Genomic DNA, 23,505 nt, shown 5'->3' with positions numbered 1-23,505 from the left:
ACCTGCCGGGCGGCTGCTACCCGCCGGAAAGCCGCCAGAGTTTTTGCAACTTCGCCGCAAAGTCTGCTTGTATGTCTGTTTCTGATGACGCCCGGGACGAGTCCGGGTACCTGATCCGCGAGCTGCACGGCGTAAAGCTGGCGCAGATACTGGAGTACCTGGTAGCCCATTATGGCTGGCCGGAGCTGGATAGCCGCATCCGGGTAAACTGCTTTGCCGTGAACCCCAGCATCAAATCCAGCCTTACCTTTTTGCGGCGCACGCCCTGGGCCCGCGCCAAGGTAGAAGAGCTTTATATTCAGGCTCGTACGGCTGAGGTGCTGGGCAAACCCCGGCCTTAAGCAAAACTTTAGCCCTAACCCCATAATAGCTATGGCCGACGCCTCCCGGAAATCCAGTCCGCCAGCCCTACTCCTTGGGGCTGGCCTGTTTGTGGTGTTTGAGCTGGTGGCTTTTTACCTGCTCCAGCTGCTCACCTCCGGGCTGGGCATGAACAACCAGCTGCAGCCGGAGAATACCATTGTCAGCAACTGGGTGAAAACGGTGGTGTTTCTGCTCTTGCATCTCACGCTGGTAGTAGTGGCCGTACTGATGCTCAGCAACTGGCTGCCGCGCCGGTACCGGGGGCAGCTGATGGGGTGGTTCTACCTTTCCCTACTGATGAGCTTTGTGCTGCTGTGGCCGCTGTTTAGCTAGTGCCGGCGGCCCCATAATGCATAAAAAAAGAGCCACCGCCGTAGGGCAGTGGCTCTGTAAAACCAAAGGTGAAAAGCAGGCTTAGCGCTGCCGGATGTCGATTTCGCGGGGCTTGCCGGTGGCATCCTTATAGGGAATGCGCACCTGTAGCTCGTTGTTCTCGTGCACGGCATCAATGCGGGTCAGGTCCAGCGTATCGGGCAATTCCAGGGACTGGGCGAACAGCGGAGCGCCGAGCTTGTCTGCTGGCTGATGCCGGAAGTCGCAGTACACCGTGAGGCGGTTGTGGTGCAAAACCACGTGGAAGTTTTCGGGCTGCACGGAAGGCGCCGCAACGTGAATAACGACGCCCTTCTCGCGCTTATCTACTCGCAACGTGCCCTGCGCCGTGCCGCCACCCAGGGTGTTGAGCAAGTCCAGCTGGGGGGCCAGGTTGTGAATAAATTCTTTGCTGATGAGCTTCATAGTTACATCTGTAAGGTTAGCAACCGTTATTCAAACCCCGTACCAATCTGTAGCGCACACTTAATAAGCCATAATGGCGCAGAAAAAGGGTAGTAGGAGCGCGCATTCGGTCATATTGTCTGCAATCCAGACGCAAAAAAGCAGGCATTCCGGGCGAAGAATGCCTGCTTTTTAGTCTGTTTACGGTATGAATATCTTGCTCAGGAGCCTACGCCGGAGCCCTGCTTAGAGGCGCCGGGCGCGTTTTGCTGGCCGGCCGCATGCTGCTGGCTGCCGCCTCGTTGAGCAGAAGAAGCATCCTGCACAGGGATATCCGTAGCATCACGCCCCACCCGCTCCGACATTTTTCCGCTGGTGCTGCCTTTGCCAACATTGCCGTCGCCCCCACCCGGCTGGCTGCCCTGCGCACCCCGCACCTCAATCTGGTGACGCATGGTTTTCTGCGTGTCTTTGGGCACGTGCACGTGCAACACCCCATCCTCAAAAGTGGCCTCTATCTTCTGGGCGTCCACCGTATCGGGCATATCAAAGGCGCGGTAAAAAGAGCCGTAGGAGTTTTCTACCAAGTGGTACTGCCGCTCATTCCGCTCATTGTGGAACCGCCGCTCGCCGGAAATGGCCAGGCGGCCCTGCTGAAAGTCCACCTTTATTTCGTCGCGCTTCAGGCCGGGCAGGGAAGCTTCTATTTCGAAGCCCTGTTCAGTTTCAAAGGCATCTACCTGAGGAGAAAAACTGGCAACTCTGCCCTGTGAGGCCAATGAGTCATTGAAGAAGCGGTCCAGCATGGAGGAGAAGCTGGAGGGCGTGCCGGGAAAGGAACTTTGATACTTTTGGATAGCCATGGTGTGCAGTAGTTTAAACAGGTGAAACCATTAGAGATATAACTAATTAAATATACATTATAAATTTATAGCTGTGGCCGAAAAGACGCTATATAACTTTGGCTTTTTAGGCGCTTCCTGATAGCCAAAACTTTGCCTTGATGCCCTGGCTACAGGCAGGACATACGAAATTCCCCGCCCCGCCTTCCTACCTTTAGCCTTCTTCTTTCTGCTCTTTTCCTATGCACGTTTCCGACTTTCTCCATGTGGTTTATCGGGCCGACCTGGATATTCTCTTTGGTCGATGGATGCGGTTGGTTTCCGGGGCGGAAATGCAGGCAGGCTACCGCTACCTGCTGGAGCAAGCGGCCGGGCGTCAGTGCCGACACTGGCTGCTGGATGCCCGCCGCCGCATCAATACCGATAAGGAAGGCGCGCAATGGATGGTGGGCACCTTTCTGCCTGATGCCGGAACGCACCTGGGCGGGCACCTGCGGCTGGCCTACCTGCTGGGCCCGGTAATACTGCGCAATCAGGAGGCCGATGCTGCCTTTCCGCCACCTTCCTTTTTTGTGGGCAAAGCCTTTATGGCGGAGCGGTTTATTGAAGAGGGTGAGGCCATTGCCTGGCTGCAAGGCCAAAATGTTTCCACCGTCTGAGTATCCGTAGTTTATATTCTGCTTTATGTCTGCTAAACGCAACGCGGCCCTGGGCTTCATTTTCATCACTATTCTGGTAGATGTTATTGGGCTGGGCATCATTATTCCCGTAATGCCCCGCCTGATTGAGCAACTCACGGGCGGCGGGCTCAGCGAGGCTTCCCAGTACGGCGGGTGGCTCACGTTTTCCTACGCCATTATGCAGTTTCTGTGCTCCCCCGTGCTGGGCGGGCTCAGTGACCGGTTTGGGCGGCGCCCCATCCTGCTGTTTTCCCTGCTGGGCCTGGGCATCGACTACATATTCCTGGCCTTGGCCCCTACTATTGGGTGGCTGTTTGTTGGGCGCCTGATTGCCGGCATAGCCGGGGCCAGCTTCACCACGGCTACCGCCTACATTGCCGATATCAGCACCCCGGAAAAGCGGGCCCAGAACTTTGGCATGGTGGGCGCCGCCTTTGGGCTGGGGTTCATCATTGGGCCCACGCTGGGCGGTATTTTCAGCCATTGGGGGCCGCGGGTGCCCTTTATGGTGGCCGCCGGCCTCAGCCTGGTTAATTTCCTGTATGGCTACCTGGTGCTGCCCGAGTCGCTGGACCAGCAGCACCGGCGCCGCTTTAACTGGCGCCGGGCCAACCCGGTGGGCTCTCTGCTGCAGCTGCGCCGCTACCCGGTGGTGGCCGGCCTCATCGTATCCCTGGTGCTGGTGTACATTGCTTCCCACGCGGTGCAATCTACCTGGACGTATTATACCATGCTGAAATTCAGCTGGACGGAGCGCTGGGTGGGCTATTCCCTGGGCTTTGTAGGGCTGCTGACGGCTATTGTGCAGGGCGGGCTCATTCGTTTTATTATTGCCCGCCTGGGCCAGCGCAACACGGTATACGCCGGCTTGCTGCTATATAGCTTTGGCCTGCTGCTGTTTGCGTTTGCCGGCCAGAGCTGGCAGATGTTTGCCTTCCTGGTGCCTTACTGCCTGGGCGGTATTACGGGGCCGGCGCTGCAGGGCATTATTTCCGGCCAGGTGCCGCCTAATGAGCAGGGTGAGCTGCAAGGAGCCCTCACCAGCCTCGTGAGCCTGACCACCATCCTGGGGCCACCGCTCATGACCAATCTGTTTGCTTATTTCACCAGCCCCGGGGCGCCAGTCCACTTTGCGGGCGCTCCGTTTCTGATGGGCTCCGTGCTGGCGCTGGCCAGCCTGCTGTTCACCCTCCGCTCCCTGGCGCACTACCGGCACCCGGCCCCCGTAGCGCAGCAAACTTCCGCCTAACGCCGTCTGCTTCCTTCTATGCTTCACGTTCGCCTGGCTACCACCCAAGATTTGCCTGCTATTCTGCGCATCGTGCAGGCTGTAGTGCCGCTGATGCAGGCTGCCGGCAATTTTCAATGGGAGGCCACCTACCCTAATGAGCAGGTGTTTCAAGAAGATATTGCCAAGGACTGGCTCTGGGTGGCCGAGCTGGATGGGCGGGTGGTCGGCGTAGCGGCCCTCACCACGGCCCAGGACCCGGAATATGCCCAGGCCGACTGGGACGCCGCCGAGCCCGCCGTGGTTACGCACCGCCTGGCCGTACACCCCGCCGCCCAGGGCAAAGGCATAGCCGCGGCGTTGCTGGCCCAGGCAGAAGAGCAGGGCCGGGCCTGGGGCCTGCGCGTGGCCCGCGTAGATACCAACTCCGAAAATCGTGCGACGCAGGCCCTGTTTCCCAAGCTGGGCTACCGCTTTGCGGGCGAAATCACGCTGGCCTTCCGGCCCGGGTTGCGTTTTTTTTGCTACGAAAAGGAGCTGGCTCTTTAGTGAGATAATAAACTGTTAATGAGTTTTTTATGGATTGTTAGGTAAGCCCGCGCCAACGGATGCTGGTAGCAGACAGGCCGCTTTTTGCCTCTGCTCCGGGAAAGCGGCTCTACTTTTGTGGCGCCGCGCCCGTACCCTAGCTATGCACTTCCTTCGGTTTCAGTATCAAAGGAAAACCTATTGGTGGTGCAACGTGTCTATTAAAAGTACCAAATCCATTTCTTGATGAAGAATACGGCTCCTCACACTGGCATTCCTGTTTCCACCTCGCTCGACCTGGCCCTGGCCTCCGAAAATATGCAGACCCAGCGCCTGCAGAATACCCGACGAACGATTTGGATTGCAGTGCTGGCCATAGGTATTGCCGTAGTCATCAGTGTGGTAGCCCGCCTGTTGGTTTACCTGATTAACCTGGTTACCAACCTGTCGTTTTTCGGGGAGCTTTCGGTGCGGTACCACAGCCCGGCCGATAACCACCTGGGGCTGTTTGTGATATTGTTGCCCGCCGTGGGAGGCCTGCTCGTCGGTCTTATGGCGCTGTATGGCTCCAAGGCCATTCGGGGCCACGGTATTCCGGAGGCCATGGAGCAGATTCTGACTAATAAAAGCCGCATCAAGCCTTCCATTATGCTGCTGAAGCCTCTTTCGGCGGCCATTTCCATTGGTACCGGCGGCCCGTTTGGCGCCGAGGGGCCCATTATTGCCACGGGCGGCGCTTTTGGCTCCACGGTGGGTCAGCTGCTGAAAATCACCCACTCTGAGCGAAAGGTGCTGCTGGCGGCCGGCGCTACGGCCGGCATGACGGCCATCTTCGGCACGCCGGTAGCGGCCATTTTCCTGGCTATTGAGCTGCTGTTGTTTGAGTTTTCGCCGCGCTCCATTATTCCCGTGGCCCTGGCCTGTATTACCGGGGCGGCGGGCCATCATGTGTTATTCGAAGCAGGACCTACTTTTCCCATGCCGCTGGTGGCTGCCCCCGGCAACGAAGCACTGGCAGTTTATAGCGTAATGGGCCTGCTGATTGGGGCCATTTCCGTTCTGGTTACCAAGCTGGTGTATTGGATTGAGGATATGTTTGAGGAGCTACCCATTCATTGGATGTGGTGGCCGGCGCTGGGCGGTCTGGCCGTGGGCCTGGTGGGCTATTTTGCCCCGCGCACCCTGGGGGTGGGCTATGAGAATATCATTGATTTGCTGTCGGGCAAGCTGCCCCTGCAGGTTATTCTGTCGTTGTGCCTGCTGAAGTTTACTTCCTGGGCTATTTCCCTAGGCAGCGGCACCTCTGGTGGCACGCTGGCGCCCTTGCTTACTATTGGCGGGGCTACTGGGGCGCTGTTGGGTTTGGTAGCGCAGCAGCTGTTTCCCGAGGCCGGCGTAGTGCTGCCGCTGGCAGCATTAGTGGGTATGGCGGCCATGTTTGCGGGTGCCTCCCGGGCCCTGCTCACATCCATCATTTTCGCTGTAGAATTTACCGGGCAGTCTAACCCTTTGCTGCCTTTGCTGGGAGCCTGCGTGGGCTCGTACCTGGTTTCTACCCTGCTGATGGACAACACCATTATGACGGAGAAAATAGCCCGTCGCGGCGTGAAAACGCCCGATTCCTACGAGCCCGACGCCCTGGAGAAAATCCGGGTAGAGCAGGTGCTGCGCGAAGGCGGCCTCACGGTTAGCGCCGAAAACTCCCTGCAGGAAGTGCGCGAGTGGCTGGGCCGCAAACCCGATAACCGGGCCAATTACTTTGTCATCGTCGACAATAATGGGGTATTCGAAGGCATAGTGAGCGTAGCGGAGCTCTACGGTCCCTACCCTGATTTGGCGGCCTCCATCCGCAGCATTGTTTCGGCCCAGCTGCCCTCCGTGCAGGCCACGGATACGCTGCGGGCGGCGGTAAGCACTATGGCCCGCGCCGGCGTAGATGTGCTGCCGGTGGTATCGCCGGAAAACCCGCGCCTGGTCACGGGCGTGCTGTCGTACCACGATATTATCCGCTCCTACCGCTTCCGGCTGGAAGAAGAGGAGGGCTCCCAGACGGATATTTCCCTGCGTCGCCACGGCATCCGGATTATGCTGCGCGGCAACAAGCTTCTGCGTGGTAACCGCGTGCGCAGCTAGCTGGCTGCCGTGGGCGGCTGCTCCAGGAGCGCCAGCTGGGCCATAATATCAGCCTCGGTTATGGGGTAGGGCTGCCCATGCCGGATGGTGCGGTAGGCCGCTTCAAATAACCCCATGTAGTGGCCGCGGGGGGCGGGTAACACAGCGTGAGAAAGGCTACCGTTGGACGCGGCCAGCGTGAGCTGGCCGGCGGCTTCTGCCGGTTCCAAGCCGTACTCATCCGCCAGCGGCGAAATGCCCTGCAGTAGCTGGGCTTCCTGCACATCGGCGCGGAGCTTGCTGAAGCTGCCGGCGGTGCCATGCAGCGCAAAGGCCGGGCCGGGGGCGGCTACCAGCAAACTGCTGGTCACCGTTACGTGCAGCCCGGATGCGTATCGAAAGTGAAAGGTGAAGTAATCATCTACCTTGGAGCCGGGGCGGTAGCTGCTCAGGGCCTTGTAGCTGTGTTGGGGCGGGCCGAACAGACTGATAACCTGATCCAGCAGGTGCGGGCCCAGGTCGTAGAGCAGGCCGCTGCCGGGAATTGGGTTTTCCTTGAAGGTTTTTTTGTTGAGGGCCAGCTTGTAGCGGTCGAAGCGGAAGTGGACTTCTACCAGCCGGCCCAGCTGCCCGCTTTCCACCACCTGCCGCACCAGCTGAAAGTCACTGTCCCAGCGGCGGTTCTGGTAGGGAAGCAGGTGGCGGTTTACGCGGCGGCTCAGGACATACAGCTCCCGTATTTCCGCCACGGTAGTAGCCACGGGTTTTTCCAGGAGCACGTGCTTGCCGGCCAGCAGGGCCTGCCGGGCAAACTCCACGTGGGTGTTGTTGGGCGTGTTCACCACCACCAGCTCCAGGGCTTCATCGGCCAGCAGCGCTTCTACGCTGGCCACGCTCCGCACCGCCGGGTACTGAAGGTGGGCCTGCTGCTCATGCCGCTCGGTTACGGCGGCCAGCGCAAAGCCGGGGTGGGCCTCCAGAAAAGGCGCGTGAAATACCCGCCCCGACATTCCGTAAGCAAGCAAACCAGTTTGAATAGGGGTAGGCATAAGGCACAAGCAAATAAGCCGCCGGGCAGAACCGGCCTAGGGTATCTCCCGAAACGGCAGATCCAGGCAAATGGCTTCAATGGCCGTTTCCCCGTTCCCGGCAATAGCATACAGGGAATCCTCGTAGCCGCCGTAAACCTGGCCGGTTGCGCTCATCAGCAGCAACAGATTCTCCGTGTAGGCCTGCCCAATAATGTATAAGGCCAGCTCGCCGGCCCGCAGGGCATACTCGGCCAGGGGGTAGCCGGTGGCGGAATTCTGATACGCCCGGGCCACATCAAAGTGGAGGTAGGCAATACTGTCGTCGCGGCGGATGAAGTAGAGCATGAGGCCGCCAAACTCGGCTAAAAATGCCTGCACCGGCGCCGGCCAGCCGACCACGATAGAAACCGGCAGCCGGCAGTGGCTTAGCTCCACCGTCCGGCTTCGGTGCCAGCCGGCTTCTACCAGCAGGTGGTGCACTTCGGGCGTAAATAAGAACGAACGGCTGGTGGGGTTACTCATAAGCCGAGTAAGGTAAAGAAGTTCAATCAGGGAAACTAATGCGTTTTAACCCTGCCAGGTGCCAAATTTTCCCGACTGATAATCGTGGTAGGCCTGGCGGATTTCGGCTTCCGTATTCATCACGAAAGGACCGTACGCCACAATGGGCTCGTTGAAAGGCCGGGCGTGGCCCAGCAGAATCTTGGCATCCGTCAGGGCTTCTATATGCAGCTCGTCGCCTTCATGCGTAAATTCTACCAGCTGGCGGGCTTCGGTGTCCTGCCCGTTCAGGCGCAGCTTCCCGGTAATGGTATAGAAGAAGATGCTGCGCTCCGCGGCAATACTTAAATCCAGGGTGCTGCCCGCCTGCAGGTCAAGGGTAGCCAGCTGTACATCAGCCAGCGGCTGAATGGCCCCGGCTGTGCCCGCCCACGTCCCCGATACGGCATGAATCAGAATTCGGCCTTCATCCAGCGCCACGGTGGGAATCTCATCCTGCTGCAGCCCGATGTAGCGCGGCGCTACCATCTTGTTTTTGGCCGGCAGGTTCACCCACAGCTGGAGAATTTCCAGGTCGCCGCCGGTGGCTTTAAACTGCTCTGAGGAAACTTCGGAGTGAATCAGGCCGCTGCCCGCCGTCATCCACTGAATGCCGCCGGCTTCAATCACGCTTTTGTGCCCGCCGCTGTCCTGGTGCATAATGTCGCCGGCCACAATAAATGTTACCGTCTCAAAGCCGCGGTGCGGGTGCGGCCCAAACGGCAGCCCCTGGTTTTTAGGCCGGTATACCTGCGGGCCGTGGTGGTTCAGAAACAGAAACGGGTCGATGTGCTCCACGGCCTGCGTGGGCAGGGCGCGGTAGGTAATCAGGTCAGCAATAGGGGCGCTAACGGCACGGTGCTGCTGTTTTATTTGGCGAAGCGACATAGAAATCAGGCAGAGAATAGATAATGGGAAGGGATACTGGCTTTACCGGTCCGAGGTTGAGGCGGCCTGCAGCACCCGCGCCGTTACCAGCAGCTGGCCCACATGGCGCTGGGTATGCTCGGCGGCATGAAACAGCAGGCCCAGTACTGTGGAGGGTAATTGGGCCCGGCCCACTCTGCGCGGCTCCGTGGCGGTGTCCTGCGGCGTTAGGCGCAGCTGCTCCAGTGCTTTATCTACCTGCTCAGAAAACTGCCCGACTAACTCAGTCGCCGTGGCGCTGGTGGGCTGGCCTTCGGCGCGGAGCGCCTGCAGCTGCTCCGGCGTCAGCGTTTCGGCGCGGGCATAGGTAAAGAGACGGGAGAGCACACCTATCAGGTGCTGCAGGTGAAAGCCCACGGAAGCCACGCCCGCGGGCCGTTCCCAGAGCAGGTCGGCCGGAAAGTCAGCCAGCAGCGCCGTTACTTCTTCCCGGGCCTGCAGCAGGGCATGCGCCACGGGTTGAAACAAAGGGGGTATGGCGGGCAACGGGCCGCGCAGCCATACTTCCAGGGATTCAGCCACAATAATTGAGGAAAAGGCAGTTAAAATAATTCGTTAAACCCAGCCACCGGGCAAGTGTTTGGGGCCGGGCCCAGCGGACTCTATGCCGGCGGCGCCACTTATATGATCTATCGGGAGCGGCGGGCCAGCAGCCACAGGCCGGCTACGGCTACCCCTGCCACGGCTGCTACCGCCAGGGTGCGCTGCGGCCGGGGCTGGGCAGCGGCTTCTCTGCCCGCTTCCTGCCCAATATACTCGCCCTGGGTTACCTGCAGAATCAGGCGGACGGTTTCCTGGGGCTGGTCCCACTGCGGAAAGTGGCCGCAGCCCGCAAACCAATGCAGCCGGGCATCGGGAAACAGGGCCTGGGCCCGCGCTGCCTGCCGCGGCAGGCAAACCAGATCCTGCCGGCCCCAGCCAATAACCAGCGGCGCCGGAACAGACCCTTCGGGCGCGCCCTGCTGCTTTTCGCCGTAGGCCAGGCTATCCAGCAGCTCATCGAAAGAAGGTGCGGCGGCAAAGGTGCGCATCTCATCCAGCGTAATTTTTGGCGACAGACGCCAGGGCTTGGCTGAGAACTGCGCAAACAGGGCCGTTCGGCCCACTGCGCTGCTGGTCAGGGCGGGCATAACGGGCTGCAACGCCCGCACCAGCCGGATGGAGCCGGCCACGGTGTAGTAGAAGAAGGGAATTTCCCAGCCCTGCCAGAATCCGCCGGGGTCCAGGGAAACCACCGCGCCCAGTACACCGCCCCGCCGGGCCATTTCCAGCACCAGGCGGGCCCCCATGGAGCTACCTACGGCATCAATCCCCAGCAACTGGTGTGCCTCCAGGAATTCGGTGAGGGCATCGGCCAGTGTGCCAATGGTAACCGGACCGGACAGCGGGGGCGTGTCGCCAAAGCCCGGTAAATCCACGGCAATAACCTCGCGCTCGGCGGCCAAATCATCCAGAATGGTATTCCAGGAGCGCCAGCTGCCGCCAATACCATGTACCAAAAGCAAAGGCTTGCCGGTGCCGCGCCGGATGTAGTGCATATTCATAGAAGTCAGGAAAAGAGGTCAGGAAACAGATAGGTGACTGCCGGGCTTTACGGAGGCCGGGATAATTGGGTATTAATAGTGCGCCCGGCGCCGGACCTGGCCAGGGGCAGCTTCTAAACCCCGGGCCCCGCAATAGAGTTATGAAGACTTTCTGTATCACCTCAGCCCGCTATACCGTGTCTCAGCTCTTCACGCCGCTTACTCTGCGCGGCATTACGTTTAAAAACCGCATTGCCGTGTCGCCGATGTGCGAGTACAGCAGCCAGGATGGCTTTGCCAACGATTGGCACCTGGTGCACCTAGGCAGCCGCGCCGTGGGCGGGGCCGGACTGGTCATTACGGAAGCCGCCGCCGTTTCGCCGGAAGGCCGCATCACCCCCGATGACCTGGGGATTTGGGACGATGCCCACGTGCCTTTCCTGAAGCGCATCACCGATTTTCTAAAAAGCCAGGGCGCCGTGTCCGGCATTCAGCTGGCGCATGCCGGCCGCAAAGCCAGCCACCGCAGCCCCTGGAAAGGCGGCACGCTCATCGGGCCTACCGAGGAAGGCGGCTGGGTGCGGGTAGCGCCCAGCGCCCTGCCGTTTTCCGGGGACGAAGCAGCCCCGCAGGAACTCTTCCCGGCCGGTATTGAAAAGGTGGTTGCTGATTTCCGGGCGGCGGCAGTTCGCTCCCTGGAGGCTGGCTTTGAGGTGATTGAAGTGCACGCGGCCCACGGCTATCTGCTGCACGAGTTCATGTCCCCGCTCAGCAACCAGCGCACCGATGCCTACGGCGGCTCCTTTGAAAACCGCATCCGCCTACTGCTGGAAGTAGTGGAAGCCACCCGCAGCGTGTGGCCCGCTGAGTACCCGCTGTTCGTGCGCATCTCCGCTACCGACTGGACTGAAGGCGGCTGGACCGCCGATGACTCCGTGGCCCTGGCCCGCGTGCTGCAGCACAAAGGCGTCGACCTGCTGGACTGCTCCACCGGCGGTAACGTGCCCGTGGCGCCTATTCCCGTGGGGCCCATGTACCAGCTGCCTTTTGCCGCCCGCATCAAACAGGAAACCGGCCTGCCCACCGGTGCCGTGGGTATGATTACCACGGCCGAAGAGGCCGAAAGCATCATTGCCAACCACCAGGCCGATATGGTTTTGCTGGCCCGGGAGCTGCTGCGCGACCCCTACTTTCCGCTGCATGCCGCCCACGAGCTGGGTGCCGACATTGCCTGGCCGGACCAATACGTGCGGGCCCGCCCTCGAAAAAGATAAAGTGGGCCATTGCGAGCTGGAGAAACCGAGTAGGAAGTGGCTCATGCAGCCTAACTTGCAGGAGCGGGTCTTTGCCTGGCAAAGGCCCGCTCCTGACTTTTCCCCACCCTTCTCTTGTCAATGCAGAAGACTTCTATTCTCACCCGTTCACTTGCCGCGGCAGCCGTATGGGCCGTAGCGGGCTGTGCCACCAGCCAAAAGGCACCTTCCACTCCCACCGCCGCCGCACCGGCGGCCCCCACCGAAGCCGTAGTAAAAGGGGTGGGTCTGGATGTAGCCGACCTGGACCCAAGCGTTTCGCCCTGCGAGGACTTTTTCCAGTATTCCGGCGGCGCCTGGCTGAAGAACAACCCCATTCCGGCCTATGCCTCCAGCTGGGGCCCGCGCAACCTGCTCGGCGACCGAACCCAGGCCCTGCTGCGCCGCATTCTGGAAGAAGCCGCCGCTAATACCGCCGCTGAAAAGGGCTCTAACCTGCAGAAGGTCGGCGACTTCTATGCCTCGGCCATGGACACCGTTGCCATTGAAAAGGCCGGCCTGGCCCCGCTGCAGCCCGAGCTCAGCCGCATTGCCGCCGTGAAAGATTTGCGCGGCCTGCAGGACATAATTGCCCGCCACAAGCTGCTGAAAACCGGGGCCTTCTTTGGTGCCGGGGTGGAGGTAGACGAGAAAAAAACCACCCAATACGCCGTAGGCCTGTACCAGGGCGGCCTCACGCTGCCCGACCGCGACTACTACTTCAAGCAGGACGCCCGCACCGAAACCATCCGGGCTGCCTACCGCAAGTACCTGACGAATATGTTTGCCCTGCTGGGCGACAACCCGGCCACCGCGCAGAAAAATGCGGCTACGGTAGAGCGCATCGAGACGCGCCTGGCCAAGGCCTCCCGCACCCGCGTAGAGCTGCGCGACCCGCAGGCCAACTACAACAAAATGGCGCTGGCCGAGGCAAGCAAGCGCTACCCCAACCTGAACCTGCCCCGCGTACTGGGTGCCCTGCAGCTGGGCGCGGCCCAGGAGGTGATTGTGGGCCAGCCCGCTTTCCTGGATGAAGCCAACAAAGTGCTGAAGACCGAGCCGCTGGCCGATCTGAAAACCTACCTGCGCTGGCACCTGGTGCGCTCCGTTTCCTCAGCCCTGACAAAGGCGTATGTGGATGAGTCGTTCCGGTTTAGCCAGGTGCTGGGCGGCACCAAGCAACTGCCCACCCGCTGGAAGCGCATGCTGGCTTCTACGGACCAGGCGCTGGGCGAAGCCTTCGGTCAACTTTATGTTGACAAAGCCTTTTCCCCCGCCGCCAAGCGAAAGGCCCTGGAAATGGTCACCAACATCAAGGCCTCCATGGCCGAGCACATCCAGACCAACACCTGGATGAGCGACGCCACCAAAGCCGAGGCGCTGAAAAAGCTGAACGCCCTGCGCGTGAAAATCGGCTACCCCGATGAGTGGAAGGACTATTCGGCCCTCACCATCTCCCGCGACTCCTACCTGAAAAACCTGCTGGCCGCCCGCGAGTGGGACTACCGCCAGGAAGTGAAAAAGTACGGCGGCCCCATCGACCGCAACGAGTGGGGCATGACGCCCTCCACCATCAATGCCTATTACAACCCGCCGATGAACGAAATTGTGTTCCCGGCCGGGTACCTGCAGCCCCCGTTCTTCGACCCCAAGGCCGATGATGCGGTAAACTACGGTGCCATCGGGGGCGTTATCGGCCACGAAATCACGCACGGTTTCGACGACCAGGGCCGGCAGTACGACGCCGAGGGCAACCTGCGCGACTGGTGGACCAAGGAAGATGCTGAGAAGTTTACCCAGCGCGCTGAGGTAGTAGGCCGCCAGTATTCGGCCTTCTCGCCCCTGGATTCGGTATTCGTGAATGGCAAGCTGACCATGGGTGAAAATCTGGCCGACTTCGCCGGGCTCACGGTAGTGTATGGCGCTCTGCAAAAGCAGCTGCAGCAGCGCTACGGCAGCGGTCCGCGCCCTAAGTTCGATGGCTTCACGCCGGAGCAGCGCTTCTTCCTCTCCTGGGCCCAGCTGCGGCGCACCAACATCCGCCCCGAAGCCCTGCGCCAGCAGATCCTCACCGACCCCCACTCGCCGGGGCAATACCGCACTATTGGCCCGCTCATGAACATGCCCCAGTTCTATGAGGCCTTCGGCTGCCAGGAAGGCCAGAAAATGGTGCGCGCTCAGCAGGACCGCGCAAAGATCTGGTAACTATATTTAGCTCCTCATCACCTCTTCGTTCTTCACTTTCCTCTCTTCTTACCGTTCTTATGTTTCGTACTAGTGCTTTTCTTTTAACGCTGGGTACAGCTGCTGGCTTGGTGCTGTCGGGCTGTGCCAGCAGCACGCCGGTGGCCACGGCCACCGAACCCACAACGGCGCCGGCCACGGCTACCGCAGTTACGGCCTCGGCGGGCCCGGTGCTGCCCGGCGTGGGCCTCGACCCCGCCAACATCGACAAGTCGGTGTCGCCCTGCGACGACTTCTTCCAGTATGCTTCCGGCACCTGGCTGAAGAACAACCCTATTCCGGCCGCTGAGTCGCGCTGGAGCTCCTGGAATACGCTCATCAACCAGAATGAAGCCGTGATGCGCAGCATTCTGGAGGAATCGGCGGCCAATACCTCGGCTACCAAAGGCTCTAATCTGCAGAAGGTAGGCGACTACTACGCTTCTTCCATGGACTCCATGGCCATCGAGAAAGCCGGCCTGAAGTATCTGCAGCCCGAGCTGGCCCGTATTGCGGCCGTGAAGGATCTGAAAGGCCTGCAAACGGCTTTGGTACGGGCCCAGCGCCTGCAAACCCGTTCAGTATTTGGCCTGGGCGTGAACCAGGACCGCAAAAAGAGCGACGAGTACGCGCTGTACCTGAGCCAGGGCGGCCTCACGCTGCCCGACCGCGACTATTATCTGAAGGATGATGCCCGCTCCAAAGGCATCCGCACGGCTTACACCACTTACCTCACCAACACCTTCAAAATGTTGGGCGAGACGCCGGCTAACGCTGCCAAAAACGCGGCTACGGTACTGCGCATTGAGACGCGCCTGGCCAAAGCCAGCAAAGACCGGGTAGCCCTGCGCGACCCCTACGCCAACTACAACAAGATGACGGTGGCCGAGGCCAGCCGCCTGTATCCTAACCTGGGCCTCACGGCCATGCTGCCCTCTTTGGGCCTGAGCTCGGCTAAGGAAGTAATTGTGGGGCAGCCGGATTTCCTGAAAGAAGCCAATATGGCCCTCAAGCAGGAGTCCCTCGCCGACTGGAAAACCTATCTGCGCGCTCACCTCGTCAATTCGGTGTCTTCGGCCCTGCCCAAGGCATACGTGGATGAGTCGTTCCGCTTTCAGCAGGTGCTGAGCGGGGCCAAGGAGCAGCAGCCCCGCTGGAAGCGCATGCTGCGCGCTACGGATGGTGCCCTGGGCGAAGCCTTCGGCCAGCTGTACGTGGATAAGGCTTTTACCCCGGAAACCAAAGTGAAGGCCCAGGAAATGGTGGCCAACATCAAGGAAGCCATGGGTGAGCACATCCGTGGTCTGGAGTGGATGAGCGCCGCTACCAAGGAAGAAGCCCTGAAAAAGCTGAATGCCTTCACCGTAAAAATCGGCTACCCCGACAAGTGGAAGGACTATTCGGCCCTGAATATCTCGCGTGAGTCGTACCTGAAAAACATGCTGGCCGCCCGCGAGTGGGAGTCGAAAGACAACCTGAGCCGCTACGGCAAGCCCATCGACCGCTCCGTGTGGGGTATGACGCCGCCCACGGTGAATGCCTACTACAACTCGTCGCTGAATGAAATTGTGTTCCCCGCCGGCATCATGCAGCCGCCGTTCTTCGACCCCAAGGCCGACGACGCGGTAAACTACGGTGGTATGGGTGCCGTTATCGGCCACGAAATCACCCACGGCTTCGACGACCGTGGCCGGCAGTCGGATGCCCAGGGCAACCTGCGCGACTGGTGGACCAAGGAAGATGCCGACGAATTCACGAAGCGCGCCGACATGGTGGGCGCCCAGTATTCGGCCTTCCAGCCCCTGGATTCGGTGTTCGTGAACGGTAAGCTGACCATGGGCGAAAACCTGGCCGACTTCGGTGGCCTGGCCCTGGCGTACTCCGCTTTGGAAAAGCAGCTGCAGAAGCAGCACGGCAACGGCCCCCGTCCGCAGTACGACGGTTTCTCGCCTGAACAGCGTTTCTTCCTGGCCTGGGCGCAGGTGTGGCGCACCAATGCCCGCCCGGAGTACATCCGCCAGCAGGTACAGACGGACCCGCACTCGCCGGCGCAGTACCGTACCAACGGCCCGCTGATGAACATGCCCGAGTTCTACGAAGCCTTTGGCTGCAAAGACCAGGGTAAAATGGTGCGCGCTCAGAACGAGCGCGCCCGCATCTGGTAAACCGGCCCTAATAGGGTTCTGATTAGCAAAGCCGCCTGCAACTGCAGGCGGCTTTCTTTTTTCCGTTTAGTTCAAGTGAGGATGACTGTCAGTGGGAATAAAGGGGCTAATTAATTAAGCAGACGGTACTGCTGCAGGACCTTACTTTTTACTGCACTGAAAGAAGTTGCCTGGACATTAGAAAGAAGACAGAAATGCCCGTGGTAATTTGGTTTGCACATAAACCAGAATGGCGAATACTTTTTCAATAGCGAAATTTCGCATTTTATCCTAATTTCATAAAATATAAAACATTGATTTAAAAATAGTTAAAGAATTTATTGCTAATAAAAGCATATTAAAATTGGCCAAAATTCTATTTCATTTATAGTAAACTGACGAGCTAGTATTGTAACCATCTCTCTTACAACCAAACCCCCCCATTCATGAAAAAACTTGTTGCGGCGGCCCTACTAGGGCTGTCAGCCATGGGCACGCTTGTGTCCTCCTGCACCAAAGATGCGGCCGTACCAGCCGGGGCACCAGCGGTATTGGCAGCCCCCGGCACGCAGAATGCCGTAGCCACCAACGGCGTAATGCTGCAGGGCTTTTATTGGAACACGCCTACTACCACCGCAGCGGGCACATGGTGGCAAAACCTGGGCAGCAAAGCTCAGGAGCTGAGCGACGCCGGTATTACGGCCGTGTGGCTACCCCCGGCTTACAAAGGCGGCAGTGCCAGTGATGTGGGCTACGGGGTGTACGACCGGTACGACCTGGGCGAGTTCAACCAGAAAGGCACGGTGGCTACCCGCTACGGCACCATCAGCCAGCTACAATCAGCCATTACCTCCTTGCACGGCAAAGGAATTCAGGTGTACGAGGACATGGTGATGAACCACCTCACCTGGGCCGACGCGCAGGAAACGGTGAACGGCAACACCGTTTACACCAAGTTTAACTACCCGGGCCGTGGCGCTACCTACAGCTCCTATCGGTGGAGCTCGGCCAACTTTACCGGTACCCAGCAGGCCCCCAACAACGGCTGGTACCAGTGGAAAAGCTGGGACTTTCAGCCCTACGCCAATAACGATGCCTACGACAACCTGCTGGGCTCGGAAATTCAGTACAACGGCAACTCCGCCAACCAGACGGAAACCATCAACTGGGGTAATTGGATTACCACCAAGCTGAACCTGGACGGCTACCGCCTGGATGCCACCAAGCACATTTACACGCCCTACGTAAACCAGTGGCTGGATGCAGTGAAGGGTACCCGCTTTGCCGTGAGTGAGGCCTGGTTCCGCAACCTCACGGACCTGAACAACTACGCCGCCAGCACCGGCGGGCGCACCAGCCTCTTCGATGTGCCTCTGCACTACACGTTCCAGGACATGAGCAACGGTAATGGCGCCTGGGATATGCGCGGGCTGCAGTTTGCCGGTTTCACGGAGGCCAACGGGCCCCTGTCCGTATCCTTCGTGGATAACCATGATACCGACCAGCAGGGCGGCGCCCTGTACTCGCCGGTGGTGAACCTCAAGATGCTGGCCTATGCCTACATCCTGACCCGGGCCAAAGGCTACCCCTGCGTGTTCTACCGCGACTATTACGAGTACGGCCTGGGCGCCCAGATCAAAAAGCTCATCAGCATCCGCAAAGCCAACGCCTACGGGGCCGGCAATGAGTACACCAGCATCAACGATGCCGACCTTTATGCCTACTCCCGCGCCGGCGACGCCACGCACGCGGGCCTGCTGCTTCTGCTGAATGATGGCAGCGCCGCGCGCAGCAAAGGCATTACCACGCCCTTTAAAAGCGCCACCCTCACCGACAAAACCGGCAACAATACCAGCACTGTTACCACCGATGCCAATGGCTACGGCGTATTCCCGGTAAATGCCCGCAGCTACTCGGCCTGGGTACCCGGCACCGGCACCACCACGCCGCCCCCTACCAGCACTACCACGGCCGTTACTTTTAACGTGACCTACAGCAACACGGTAACGGGCCAGGACGTGTACATTATTGGCAGCACGGCCCAGCTGGGCAGCTGGAACACGGCTAACGCCATTAAGCTGAGCGGGGCCGCCTACCCCAAATGGAGCGGCACCGTAAACCTGACCAGCGGCACCGCCGTGCAGTATAAGTACATCCGGAAAGATGCCGCCGGCAACGTGTTGTGGGAAGGTGGCGCTAACCGCGCCTTCACGCCCTCGGGCACCAGCTTGACGCGTACCGACACCTGGCAATAGCCGGTTAATCATTAATTCTAAAAAGCCGTTTGCTGACCGCAAACGGCTTTTTTATTGCGGTTTACAAAAAAAATGAGATGGTGTAGCTTGGTTATTACGAAATTTTCGTAGAATTACGAAGAAATCGTAATCAGACTATGGAACGACTCACACAACCCGAAGAAGAAGCTATGCAGGTGCTCTGGCAGCTGGGCGGAGGCTTTATCAAGGACGTGCTAGAACGGCTGCCCGCGCCCCCGCCGCCTTACACCACGCTGGCTTCCACCATCCGCAACCTGGAGCGCAAAGGCTACCTGCAGAGCGAGAAGCTGGGCAACACCTACCGCTTCACGCCGCGTATTGCCGCCGAGGACTACCGCAAGCGGTTTATGAGCACGTTTGTGGGCGACTATTTCAAGAACTCCTACAAAGAACTGGTGTCGTTTTTTGCCCAGGACCAGAAAATCAGCGCCCAGGAGCTGCAGGAAATCATTGAGATGATTGAACGCCAAAAGCCCCCGCAGCCATGATGCCGGACGTGCTGGTTTATCTGCTGAAGGCCAACGCGGCCTTGCTGCTTCTGCTGGGCTTGTATTACGCGCTGCTCCGCCGCCTCACGTTTCACCAGCTTAACCGGGCGTATCTGCTGGGCGCGGGCGCATTTTCCCTATTTTACCCGCTGCTGGATGTTTCGGCGCTGCTGGTGCGGCCGGTGCAGCTGAGCGCGGTAGCACTGCCGGAATGGGCCCTGCTGGTGGGCGACGGTACCGCCAAGGCCATGCCCGCCGCTGCCGCGGGACCTGATTATGGGCTCTGGCTGCTGGGGCTGTACTGGGCGGGCGTAGCCTTCATGCTGTTGCGCCTGCTGCTGCAGGGTGCTTCGCTGGCCGGGGTGCACCGTGCCTCGCGCCCGGCCATGGCCGCCGGGGTGCCTTTCCGCCAGGTGGCTGCCGAGGTGAATCCGTTTTCCTTCTGGCAAACGATTTACCTGAACCCCGACCAGCACGGCGCTACAGAATTGCCGGCCATTCTGCTGCACGAGCAGGTGCACGTGCGCCAGTGGCACACGCTGGATGTGCTGCTGGCTCATCTGCAGCGTATTATGGGCTGGTTTAGCCCCGGCACGTGGCTGCTGCTGCGGGCCGTGCAGGAAAACCTGGAGTTCATTACGGATGAGGAAGTGCTGCGCGCCGGCCGCCTCGATGCCCGACAGTATCAATACAGCCTCGTGCGGCTGAGCACCCTGGCGCCGGGCCCGGCACTGGTAACGCCCTTCTCCTTTATCACTCTCAAAAACCGTATTCGCATGATGAATTCTCCCGCTTCTGCCCGCAAACAAGCCGCCCGCTATCTGCTGGCGCTGCCCCTGGCCCTGGGCCTGCTGAGCTTCTCAGCCCCGGAGGCTGCCTCTGCCATGCTCACGCCCACTGTGGCCGCGGCACCGGCCGGCGAGGATATTGAAAAGCCCACTACTATCAGTCACTTGCCCCCGGCGGCGCTGGCGCATATCGTAAAGGAATATCCCGGCTACCGTCTTATTGGCGTGTCGGAGTTGCGCGCGCCTGATGGGAGCAACCTGCGCTATAAGGCTGAAATTGCTGTTGGTCGTCGGCCCAAGCAACTGGTCTTTACGGAGAAGGGCGAGCCGGTAGCGGCCGTAGCGGCGCCGGAGCCCCTGTATTACGTGGATGGCAAGCTCATGCCCAAAAGCGAGGTGGATAAGCTGGATCCAAAAACTATCAGCAGCATGAATGTGCTAAAGGGCGAAACCGCCCGCAAAACCTTCGGCGACAAGGCCATTCATGGAGTAATCGTCATTATCACTAAAGAAAACATCAACTCCGCCGAAGTACAGCGTTTCATTAAAAAGCATAGCATAACGTTTAATCAGACTAATCCTGAAGATGAACAAATCCTAAATTCCATAGCGGAGGGCCGGGGTGTTCCTGCCGCAGTATTACGCGGTAAGCTGCTGATAATTAATGACCAGGAAGCTACGGCCGAGCAGGCCACCATGGGGAAAGAGAAGATAGAAATGGTGCTGTTGATGGATGCCGAGCAGGCCACGAAAAAGTATGGCCAAAAGGGCCGGCAAGGCGCTATCATCATTAAAACGAAATAGACTCCTTCCGGAATCCTATGCGAAAATCCCTCTGCCAACCAGTGGTAGAGGGATTTTTGGTGATTGGCGTCAGCGGCTTACGGCTTCTTAGGCAGACCAGACCAGAGAAGCTCTCAACATGCGGCTGGGAAGAGGCCGGAATACGGCCTGCCTACTACGGCAGCGCGAAATGCGGATTCTGAATAACACCCAGTAAGTTGGCAAATGGGTCCTGCACGGTGCCCAGCAGAATGCCGCCGCCCACGTCGTGCACGTCTTCGTGGGGCTGGGCGCCCAGCTCCACCAGCCGGGCAAAGGCCGCGGCGGCATCGGGCACGCCCCAGTAGGCTATGGGGCCCGCCTGCCCGGCTACAGGTGCGTCGGGCACCAGGCCCAGCTCGTAGCCGCCCACATTGAAGCCCACATAAAAGGGCTCGTCAAAATAGGGCTCCTGCCCCAGCGCGGCGCTATACCACGCTTTGGCTTTAGTCAGATTACCGACCGGATAGACAACGGTGCGTAAGCCTTGAAACATAGAAAAAGGGAAGTAGTGGAGCGTAAGCCCGTAAGATACCGGGTTTTTATGGCCTTCAGTAGGAAACCCACAGACCTGGCAAAGGGGTGCTCTGAACCCTTCCCGGGGCAGGCACCCCTTTGGTGGCGGCCTGCGTAGGAAAGCAATTCGCCCGTGAGCTGGTTCTGTACTGGAGCCGGTCGTCCTTGGCTCTCTGCTCTCCTATGCCTGCTTCGCTTTCCCCTTCTGTTGACGCGCCCAAAGCCACGCTCTGGACGCCCTTCACTTACTCGCTGTTTCGGGCCATCTGGATTGCCTCCGTGGTGTCCAACATTGGCACCTGGATGCAGAATGTGGCGGGCGTTTGGCTGGTGACTACCCTTACTACCTCGGCGCTGCTGGTAGCCCTCATGCAAACCGCCACCAGTCTGCCCTCCTTCCTGCTCAGCCTGCCCGCCGGTGCCATGGGCGACCTGATTGACCGGCGCAAGCTGCTGCTCTTCACCCAGGGTTTTATGGCGGTGGTGGCCCTGTGGCTGGGCACGCTGGCGCTTATGGGGGAGATATCGGCGCTGGGGGTGCTGGGCTTCACGTTTCTGCTGGGCATTGGGGCGGCCCTGAACGGCCCTATCTGGCAAACGGTAACCATTGAGCTGGTGCCCCGGCAGGCACTGCCTTTTGCCATCACGCTGAACGGAGTCAGCAATAACATTGCCCGGGCCGTGGGGCCTGCTATTGGCGGGGCCATTATTGCCTACTACTCGCCGGGGTGGGTGTTTCTGCTGAACGGGCTGTCGTTTCTGGGAACCTGGGCCGTGGTGTATAGCTGGAAGCGCAACCCCGAGGTAGCCACCGGGCCGGCCGAGAACTTTACGGGTGCGCTGCGGGCCGGGCTGCGCTACGTGCAGTACTCGCCGGCTATTTATGCCGTGCTGGTGCGCACATTTGCCTTTTCCTTCGGGGCCAGTGCCATGTGGGCCCTGCTCTCGGTGGTAGTGGCGCGCCGGCTGCACCTCAGCTCCGGGCACTACGGTATTATGCTCTCCTGGCTGGGTGCGGGCGCGGTGGCCGGGGCCTTTCTGATGGGCCGCGCGGGGCATCGGCTCAACTTCAACCAGCGGGTGCTGCTGGGCACGCTGGTTTTTGTGGGCACCAACGTGGCCCTGGCGCTGCTTACCTCGGTGTACCTGCTTTACCCGGTAATGTTCCTCTCCGGCATTGCCTGGCTGATGGTGATGACGAGCTTCAGTACCACCGTGCAGCTGCACGTGCCCAAGTGGGTGCAGGCGCGGGTGGTTAGTATTTACATGCTGCTGTTTCAGGCGGGGCTGGCGCTGGGCAGCGTGGCCTGGGGCGAGCTGGCCGACCGCACCAGCCTGGAGCTTTCCCTGCTGCTCACGGCCGGCTGGATGCTGGTGAGCATGCTGCTGGCGCTGCCCTTTCCCATGCGCTCAGCCGAGGGGCTGGACCTGGCCCCCGCCGAGCACTGGCCCGACCCCGAAGTGCAGGGCGACATTGACCCCGACGATGGTCCCGTGGTGGTCATGATAGAATACCACGTGCCGGCTGCCAGCTGGCCGGCGTTCCGGCAGGCCGCCACCCAGCTCACGCGCCTGCGCCTCCGCGACGGTGCCCTGCGCGCCGGCGTGTTTGCCGATGTGGCCCAACCTGAAAAGATTACCGAGTTCTTCTACGTGGCTACCTGGGGCGAGCATGAGCGCCAGCACCACCGCTTCACCCGCGAGGACGTGGCCGTGGAAGCCCGGGTGCGCCAGTTCCATACCGGTCCTGAGCCGCCCCGCGTCACCCACTTCCTGGCTTTCCCCAAAACTATAAATGTAGAAGTGGCTACGTCGGTGTAGGGGATGGGCCGGTGGCGTTTAAGCTCGACGAAAAAAAACATCAAATAACACTATAATTCACAGTTTGGTTCAAAAAGCAGGGGCGAAAACACACTTCCGGCATTAACTTTGTGACAGGAAGATCAACAGGTCTTCTACTCCCTTTCTATATGCCCAAACTCCTGCTTATTCTGCTCCTGGCTTTTCTGATGCTGGTAGAGCCGGGTCAGGTGGCGGCCGAGTCGGCCAGCGTTGCGCTGGCCGAAACGGCTCTGCTGTTAAGCCCTCCTAAAGTGCCGCGTCCTGTTTACCGACGCTACAAAGGCAATAGCCGCAGCAAGAAAAAGCGCCTGGGCGTGTTCCGCCGCTGGGCTGCTTACCGCAAAGCCAAACGCAAAAACAAGGGCGCACCAACCAGAAAAGCTGCTCCGGCCAAACGGGGTGTGATTCGGGTAGATGCCCCGGATATGAAGATGCCGGCGCCACCGCCTGCACCCAAGCCCTAAGCTTTACCGCTGGTAGCCATAAAAAAGAGCCGCCCTTCCCTTGAGAAGGGGCGGCTCTTTTTATGCGACGGCCGGGGTGGTACGCTGCTGGTAGCCAGG

Annotated in this window: 22 protein-coding genes; 14 read left to right on the top strand and 8 right to left on the bottom strand. The window is 59.9% G+C overall.

Features of this window, described 5'->3' with window-relative positions:
• The first annotated feature begins 71 nt into the window (after positions 1-71).
• A complete protein-coding gene (locus PK28_RS01290; protein ID WP_044510601.1) occupies positions 72-341 on the top strand; it encodes a VF530 family protein in 270 nt (89 codons plus the stop codon).
• Between the two features lie 31 nt (positions 342-372).
• Positions 373-696: a hypothetical protein gene (locus tag PK28_RS01285; protein WP_044510598.1), complete on the top strand. Its 324-nt coding sequence runs from the start codon at positions 373-375 to the stop codon at positions 694-696.
• 81 nt (positions 697-777) lie between these two features.
• Here PK28_RS01285 and PK28_RS01280 read toward each other — a convergent pair whose 3' ends face one another.
• Both PK28_RS01280 and PK28_RS01275 read right to left on the bottom strand, forming a co-directional pair.
• Complete coding sequence (locus PK28_RS01280) at positions 778-1,161, bottom strand: Hsp20/alpha crystallin family protein (protein WP_044510595.1); 384 nt, start codon at positions 1,159-1,161, stop codon at positions 778-780.
• A 200-nt stretch (positions 1,162-1,361) separates the two neighbouring features.
• Complete coding sequence (locus tag PK28_RS01275) at positions 1,362-2,003, bottom strand: Hsp20/alpha crystallin family protein (protein ID WP_065814122.1); 642 nt, start codon at positions 2,001-2,003, stop codon at positions 1,362-1,364.
• Positions 2,004-2,224: 221 nt separating this feature from the next.
• On the opposite strand from PK28_RS01275, the gene PK28_RS01270 reads away from it, so the two are divergent.
• The 4 genes from PK28_RS01270 (at position 2,225) to PK28_RS01255 (ending at position 6,551) form a co-directional block, all read left to right on the top strand.
• The gene (locus PK28_RS01270; RefSeq protein WP_044510592.1) at positions 2,225-2,641 is read left to right on the top strand and encodes a hypothetical protein; all 417 of its coding nucleotides are present in this window, start codon (positions 2,225-2,227) and stop codon (positions 2,639-2,641) included.
• Between the two features lie 25 nt (positions 2,642-2,666).
• Positions 2,667-3,911 (top strand): TCR/Tet family MFS transporter, encoded by a 1,245-nt coding sequence (locus PK28_RS01265; protein WP_044510589.1) that lies wholly within the window; start codon positions 2,667-2,669, stop codon positions 3,909-3,911.
• Positions 3,912-3,929: 18 nt separating this feature from the next.
• Positions 3,930-4,439 carry a GNAT family N-acetyltransferase gene (locus PK28_RS01260; protein WP_044510587.1) on the top strand — a complete coding sequence of 170 codons (510 nt, stop codon included), beginning with the start codon at positions 3,930-3,932 and terminating at the stop codon, positions 4,437-4,439.
• Between the two features lie 225 nt (positions 4,440-4,664).
• The gene (locus PK28_RS01255; RefSeq protein ID WP_044510585.1) at positions 4,665-6,551 is read left to right on the top strand and encodes a chloride channel protein; all 1,887 of its coding nucleotides are present in this window, start codon (positions 4,665-4,667) and stop codon (positions 6,549-6,551) included.
• On the opposite strand, the gene PK28_RS01250 is transcribed toward PK28_RS01255, so the two are convergent.
• From PK28_RS01250 to PK28_RS01230, 5 genes are all read right to left on the bottom strand, one after another.
• Positions 6,548-7,579 carry a Gfo/Idh/MocA family protein gene (locus PK28_RS01250; RefSeq protein ID WP_044510583.1) on the bottom strand — a complete coding sequence of 344 codons (1,032 nt, stop codon included), beginning with the start codon at positions 7,577-7,579 and terminating at the stop codon, positions 6,548-6,550. The two genes, PK28_RS01255 and PK28_RS01250, sit on opposite strands and share 4 nt — an antisense overlap.
• 36 nt (positions 7,580-7,615) lie before the next feature.
• Positions 7,616-8,083: an SUKH-3 domain-containing protein gene (locus tag PK28_RS01245; protein ID WP_044510581.1), complete on the bottom strand. Its 468-nt coding sequence runs from the start codon at positions 8,081-8,083 to the stop codon at positions 7,616-7,618.
• 45 nt (positions 8,084-8,128) lie between these two features.
• A complete protein-coding gene (locus tag PK28_RS01240) occupies positions 8,129-8,989 on the bottom strand; it encodes a pirin family protein (RefSeq protein ID WP_044510579.1) in 861 nt (286 codons plus the stop codon).
• A gap of 42 nt (positions 8,990-9,031) precedes the next feature.
• Entirely contained in the window at positions 9,032-9,556 is a 525-nt protein-coding gene (locus PK28_RS01235) for a DinB family protein (RefSeq protein WP_156126189.1), read from the bottom strand.
• A 101-nt stretch (positions 9,557-9,657) separates the two neighbouring features.
• Entirely contained in the window at positions 9,658-10,572 is a 915-nt protein-coding gene (locus PK28_RS01230; protein WP_044510575.1) for an alpha/beta fold hydrolase, read from the bottom strand.
• A gap of 176 nt (positions 10,573-10,748) precedes the next feature.
• Here PK28_RS01230 and PK28_RS01225 point away from each other — a divergent pair, with 176 nt between their 5' ends.
• From PK28_RS01225 to PK28_RS18750, 6 genes are all read left to right on the top strand, one after another.
• On the top strand, positions 10,749-11,825 hold the full coding sequence (locus tag PK28_RS01225) for an NADH:flavin oxidoreductase/NADH oxidase (RefSeq protein WP_044516000.1): 1,077 nt from the start codon (positions 10,749-10,751) through the stop codon (positions 11,823-11,825).
• 120 nt (positions 11,826-11,945) lie between these two features.
• The gene (locus tag PK28_RS01220; RefSeq protein WP_044510573.1) at positions 11,946-14,048 is read left to right on the top strand and encodes a M13 family metallopeptidase; all 2,103 of its coding nucleotides are present in this window, start codon (positions 11,946-11,948) and stop codon (positions 14,046-14,048) included.
• Between the two features lie 59 nt (positions 14,049-14,107).
• The gene (locus PK28_RS01215) at positions 14,108-16,231 is read left to right on the top strand and encodes a M13 family metallopeptidase (protein ID WP_044510568.1); all 2,124 of its coding nucleotides are present in this window, start codon (positions 14,108-14,110) and stop codon (positions 16,229-16,231) included.
• 425 nt (positions 16,232-16,656) lie between these two features.
• On the top strand, positions 16,657-18,465 hold the full coding sequence (locus tag PK28_RS01210; RefSeq protein ID WP_082016899.1) for an alpha-amylase domain-containing protein: 1,809 nt from the start codon (positions 16,657-16,659) through the stop codon (positions 18,463-18,465).
• A gap of 137 nt (positions 18,466-18,602) precedes the next feature.
• Positions 18,603-18,974 (top strand): BlaI/MecI/CopY family transcriptional regulator, encoded by a 372-nt coding sequence (locus PK28_RS01205; RefSeq protein ID WP_044510566.1) that lies wholly within the window; start codon positions 18,603-18,605, stop codon positions 18,972-18,974.
• Positions 18,971-20,566 carry a M56 family metallopeptidase gene (locus PK28_RS18750; RefSeq protein ID WP_048825411.1) on the top strand — a complete coding sequence of 532 codons (1,596 nt, stop codon included), beginning with the start codon at positions 18,971-18,973 and terminating at the stop codon, positions 20,564-20,566. The genes PK28_RS01205 and PK28_RS18750 overlap by 4 nt, the downstream gene beginning before the upstream one ends.
• A 154-nt stretch (positions 20,567-20,720) precedes the next feature.
• On the opposite strand, the gene PK28_RS01195 is transcribed toward PK28_RS18750, so the two are convergent.
• Positions 20,721-21,080 carry a VOC family protein gene (locus PK28_RS01195; RefSeq protein WP_044510564.1) on the bottom strand — a complete coding sequence of 120 codons (360 nt, stop codon included), beginning with the start codon at positions 21,078-21,080 and terminating at the stop codon, positions 20,721-20,723.
• A 203-nt stretch (positions 21,081-21,283) separates the two neighbouring features.
• On the opposite strand from PK28_RS01195, the gene PK28_RS01190 reads away from it, so the two are divergent.
• Both PK28_RS01190 and PK28_RS01185 read left to right on the top strand, forming a co-directional pair.
• Entirely contained in the window at positions 21,284-22,921 is a 1,638-nt protein-coding gene (locus PK28_RS01190; protein ID WP_048825409.1) for an MFS transporter, read from the top strand.
• Between the two features lie 149 nt (positions 22,922-23,070).
• Positions 23,071-23,406 carry a hypothetical protein gene (locus tag PK28_RS01185; protein ID WP_044510562.1) on the top strand — a complete coding sequence of 112 codons (336 nt, stop codon included), beginning with the start codon at positions 23,071-23,073 and terminating at the stop codon, positions 23,404-23,406.
• The last annotated feature ends 99 nt before the right edge of the window (positions 23,407-23,505 follow it).

It is taken from the genome of Hymenobacter sp. DG25B, assembly GCF_000801315.1.
Taxonomy (GTDB): domain Bacteria; phylum Bacteroidota; class Bacteroidia; order Cytophagales; family Hymenobacteraceae; genus Hymenobacter.
This window is presented reverse-complemented; position numbering and strand designations above follow the sequence as displayed.

Bases quoted from the DNA above. Each gene is read 5' to 3' on its own strand.
- PK28_RS01290 (WP_044510601.1), top strand. From the start codon at position 72: ATGTCTGTTTCTGATGACGCCCGGGACGAGTCCGGGTACCTGATCCGC.
- PK28_RS01285 (WP_044510598.1), top strand. From the start codon at position 373: ATGGCCGACGCCTCCCGGAAATCCAGTCCGCCAGCCCTACTCCTTGGG.
- PK28_RS01280 (WP_044510595.1), bottom strand. From the start codon at position 1,161: ATGAAGCTCATCAGCAAAGAATTTATTCACAACCTGGCCCCCCAGCTG.
- PK28_RS01275 (WP_065814122.1), bottom strand. From the start codon at position 2,003: ATGGCTATCCAAAAGTATCAAAGTTCCTTTCCCGGCACGCCCTCCAGC.
- PK28_RS01270 (WP_044510592.1), top strand. From the start codon at position 2,225: ATGCACGTTTCCGACTTTCTCCATGTGGTTTATCGGGCCGACCTGGAT.
- PK28_RS01265 (WP_044510589.1), top strand. From the start codon at position 2,667: ATGTCTGCTAAACGCAACGCGGCCCTGGGCTTCATTTTCATCACTATT.
- PK28_RS01260 (WP_044510587.1), top strand. From the start codon at position 3,930: ATGCTTCACGTTCGCCTGGCTACCACCCAAGATTTGCCTGCTATTCTG.
- PK28_RS01255 (WP_044510585.1), top strand. From the start codon at position 4,665: ATGAAGAATACGGCTCCTCACACTGGCATTCCTGTTTCCACCTCGCTC.
- PK28_RS01250 (WP_044510583.1), bottom strand. From the start codon at position 7,579: ATGCCTACCCCTATTCAAACTGGTTTGCTTGCTTACGGAATGTCGGGG.
- PK28_RS01245 (WP_044510581.1), bottom strand. From the start codon at position 8,083: ATGAGTAACCCCACCAGCCGTTCGTTCTTATTTACGCCCGAAGTGCAC.
- PK28_RS01240 (WP_044510579.1), bottom strand. From the start codon at position 8,989: ATGTCGCTTCGCCAAATAAAACAGCAGCACCGTGCCGTTAGCGCCCCT.
- PK28_RS01230 (WP_044510575.1), bottom strand. From the start codon at position 10,572: ATGAATATGCACTACATCCGGCGCGGCACCGGCAAGCCTTTGCTTTTG.
- PK28_RS01220 (WP_044510573.1), top strand. From the start codon at position 11,946: ATGCAGAAGACTTCTATTCTCACCCGTTCACTTGCCGCGGCAGCCGTA.
- PK28_RS01215 (WP_044510568.1), top strand. From the start codon at position 14,108: ATGTTTCGTACTAGTGCTTTTCTTTTAACGCTGGGTACAGCTGCTGGC.
- PK28_RS01210 (WP_082016899.1), top strand. From the start codon at position 16,657: ATGAAAAAACTTGTTGCGGCGGCCCTACTAGGGCTGTCAGCCATGGGC.
- PK28_RS01205 (WP_044510566.1), top strand. From the start codon at position 18,603: ATGGAACGACTCACACAACCCGAAGAAGAAGCTATGCAGGTGCTCTGG.
- PK28_RS18750 (WP_048825411.1), top strand. From the start codon at position 18,971: ATGATGCCGGACGTGCTGGTTTATCTGCTGAAGGCCAACGCGGCCTTG.
- PK28_RS01195 (WP_044510564.1), bottom strand. From the start codon at position 21,080: ATGTTTCAAGGCTTACGCACCGTTGTCTATCCGGTCGGTAATCTGACT.
- PK28_RS01190 (WP_048825409.1), top strand. From the start codon at position 21,284: ATGCCTGCTTCGCTTTCCCCTTCTGTTGACGCGCCCAAAGCCACGCTC.
- PK28_RS01185 (WP_044510562.1), top strand. From the start codon at position 23,071: ATGCCCAAACTCCTGCTTATTCTGCTCCTGGCTTTTCTGATGCTGGTA.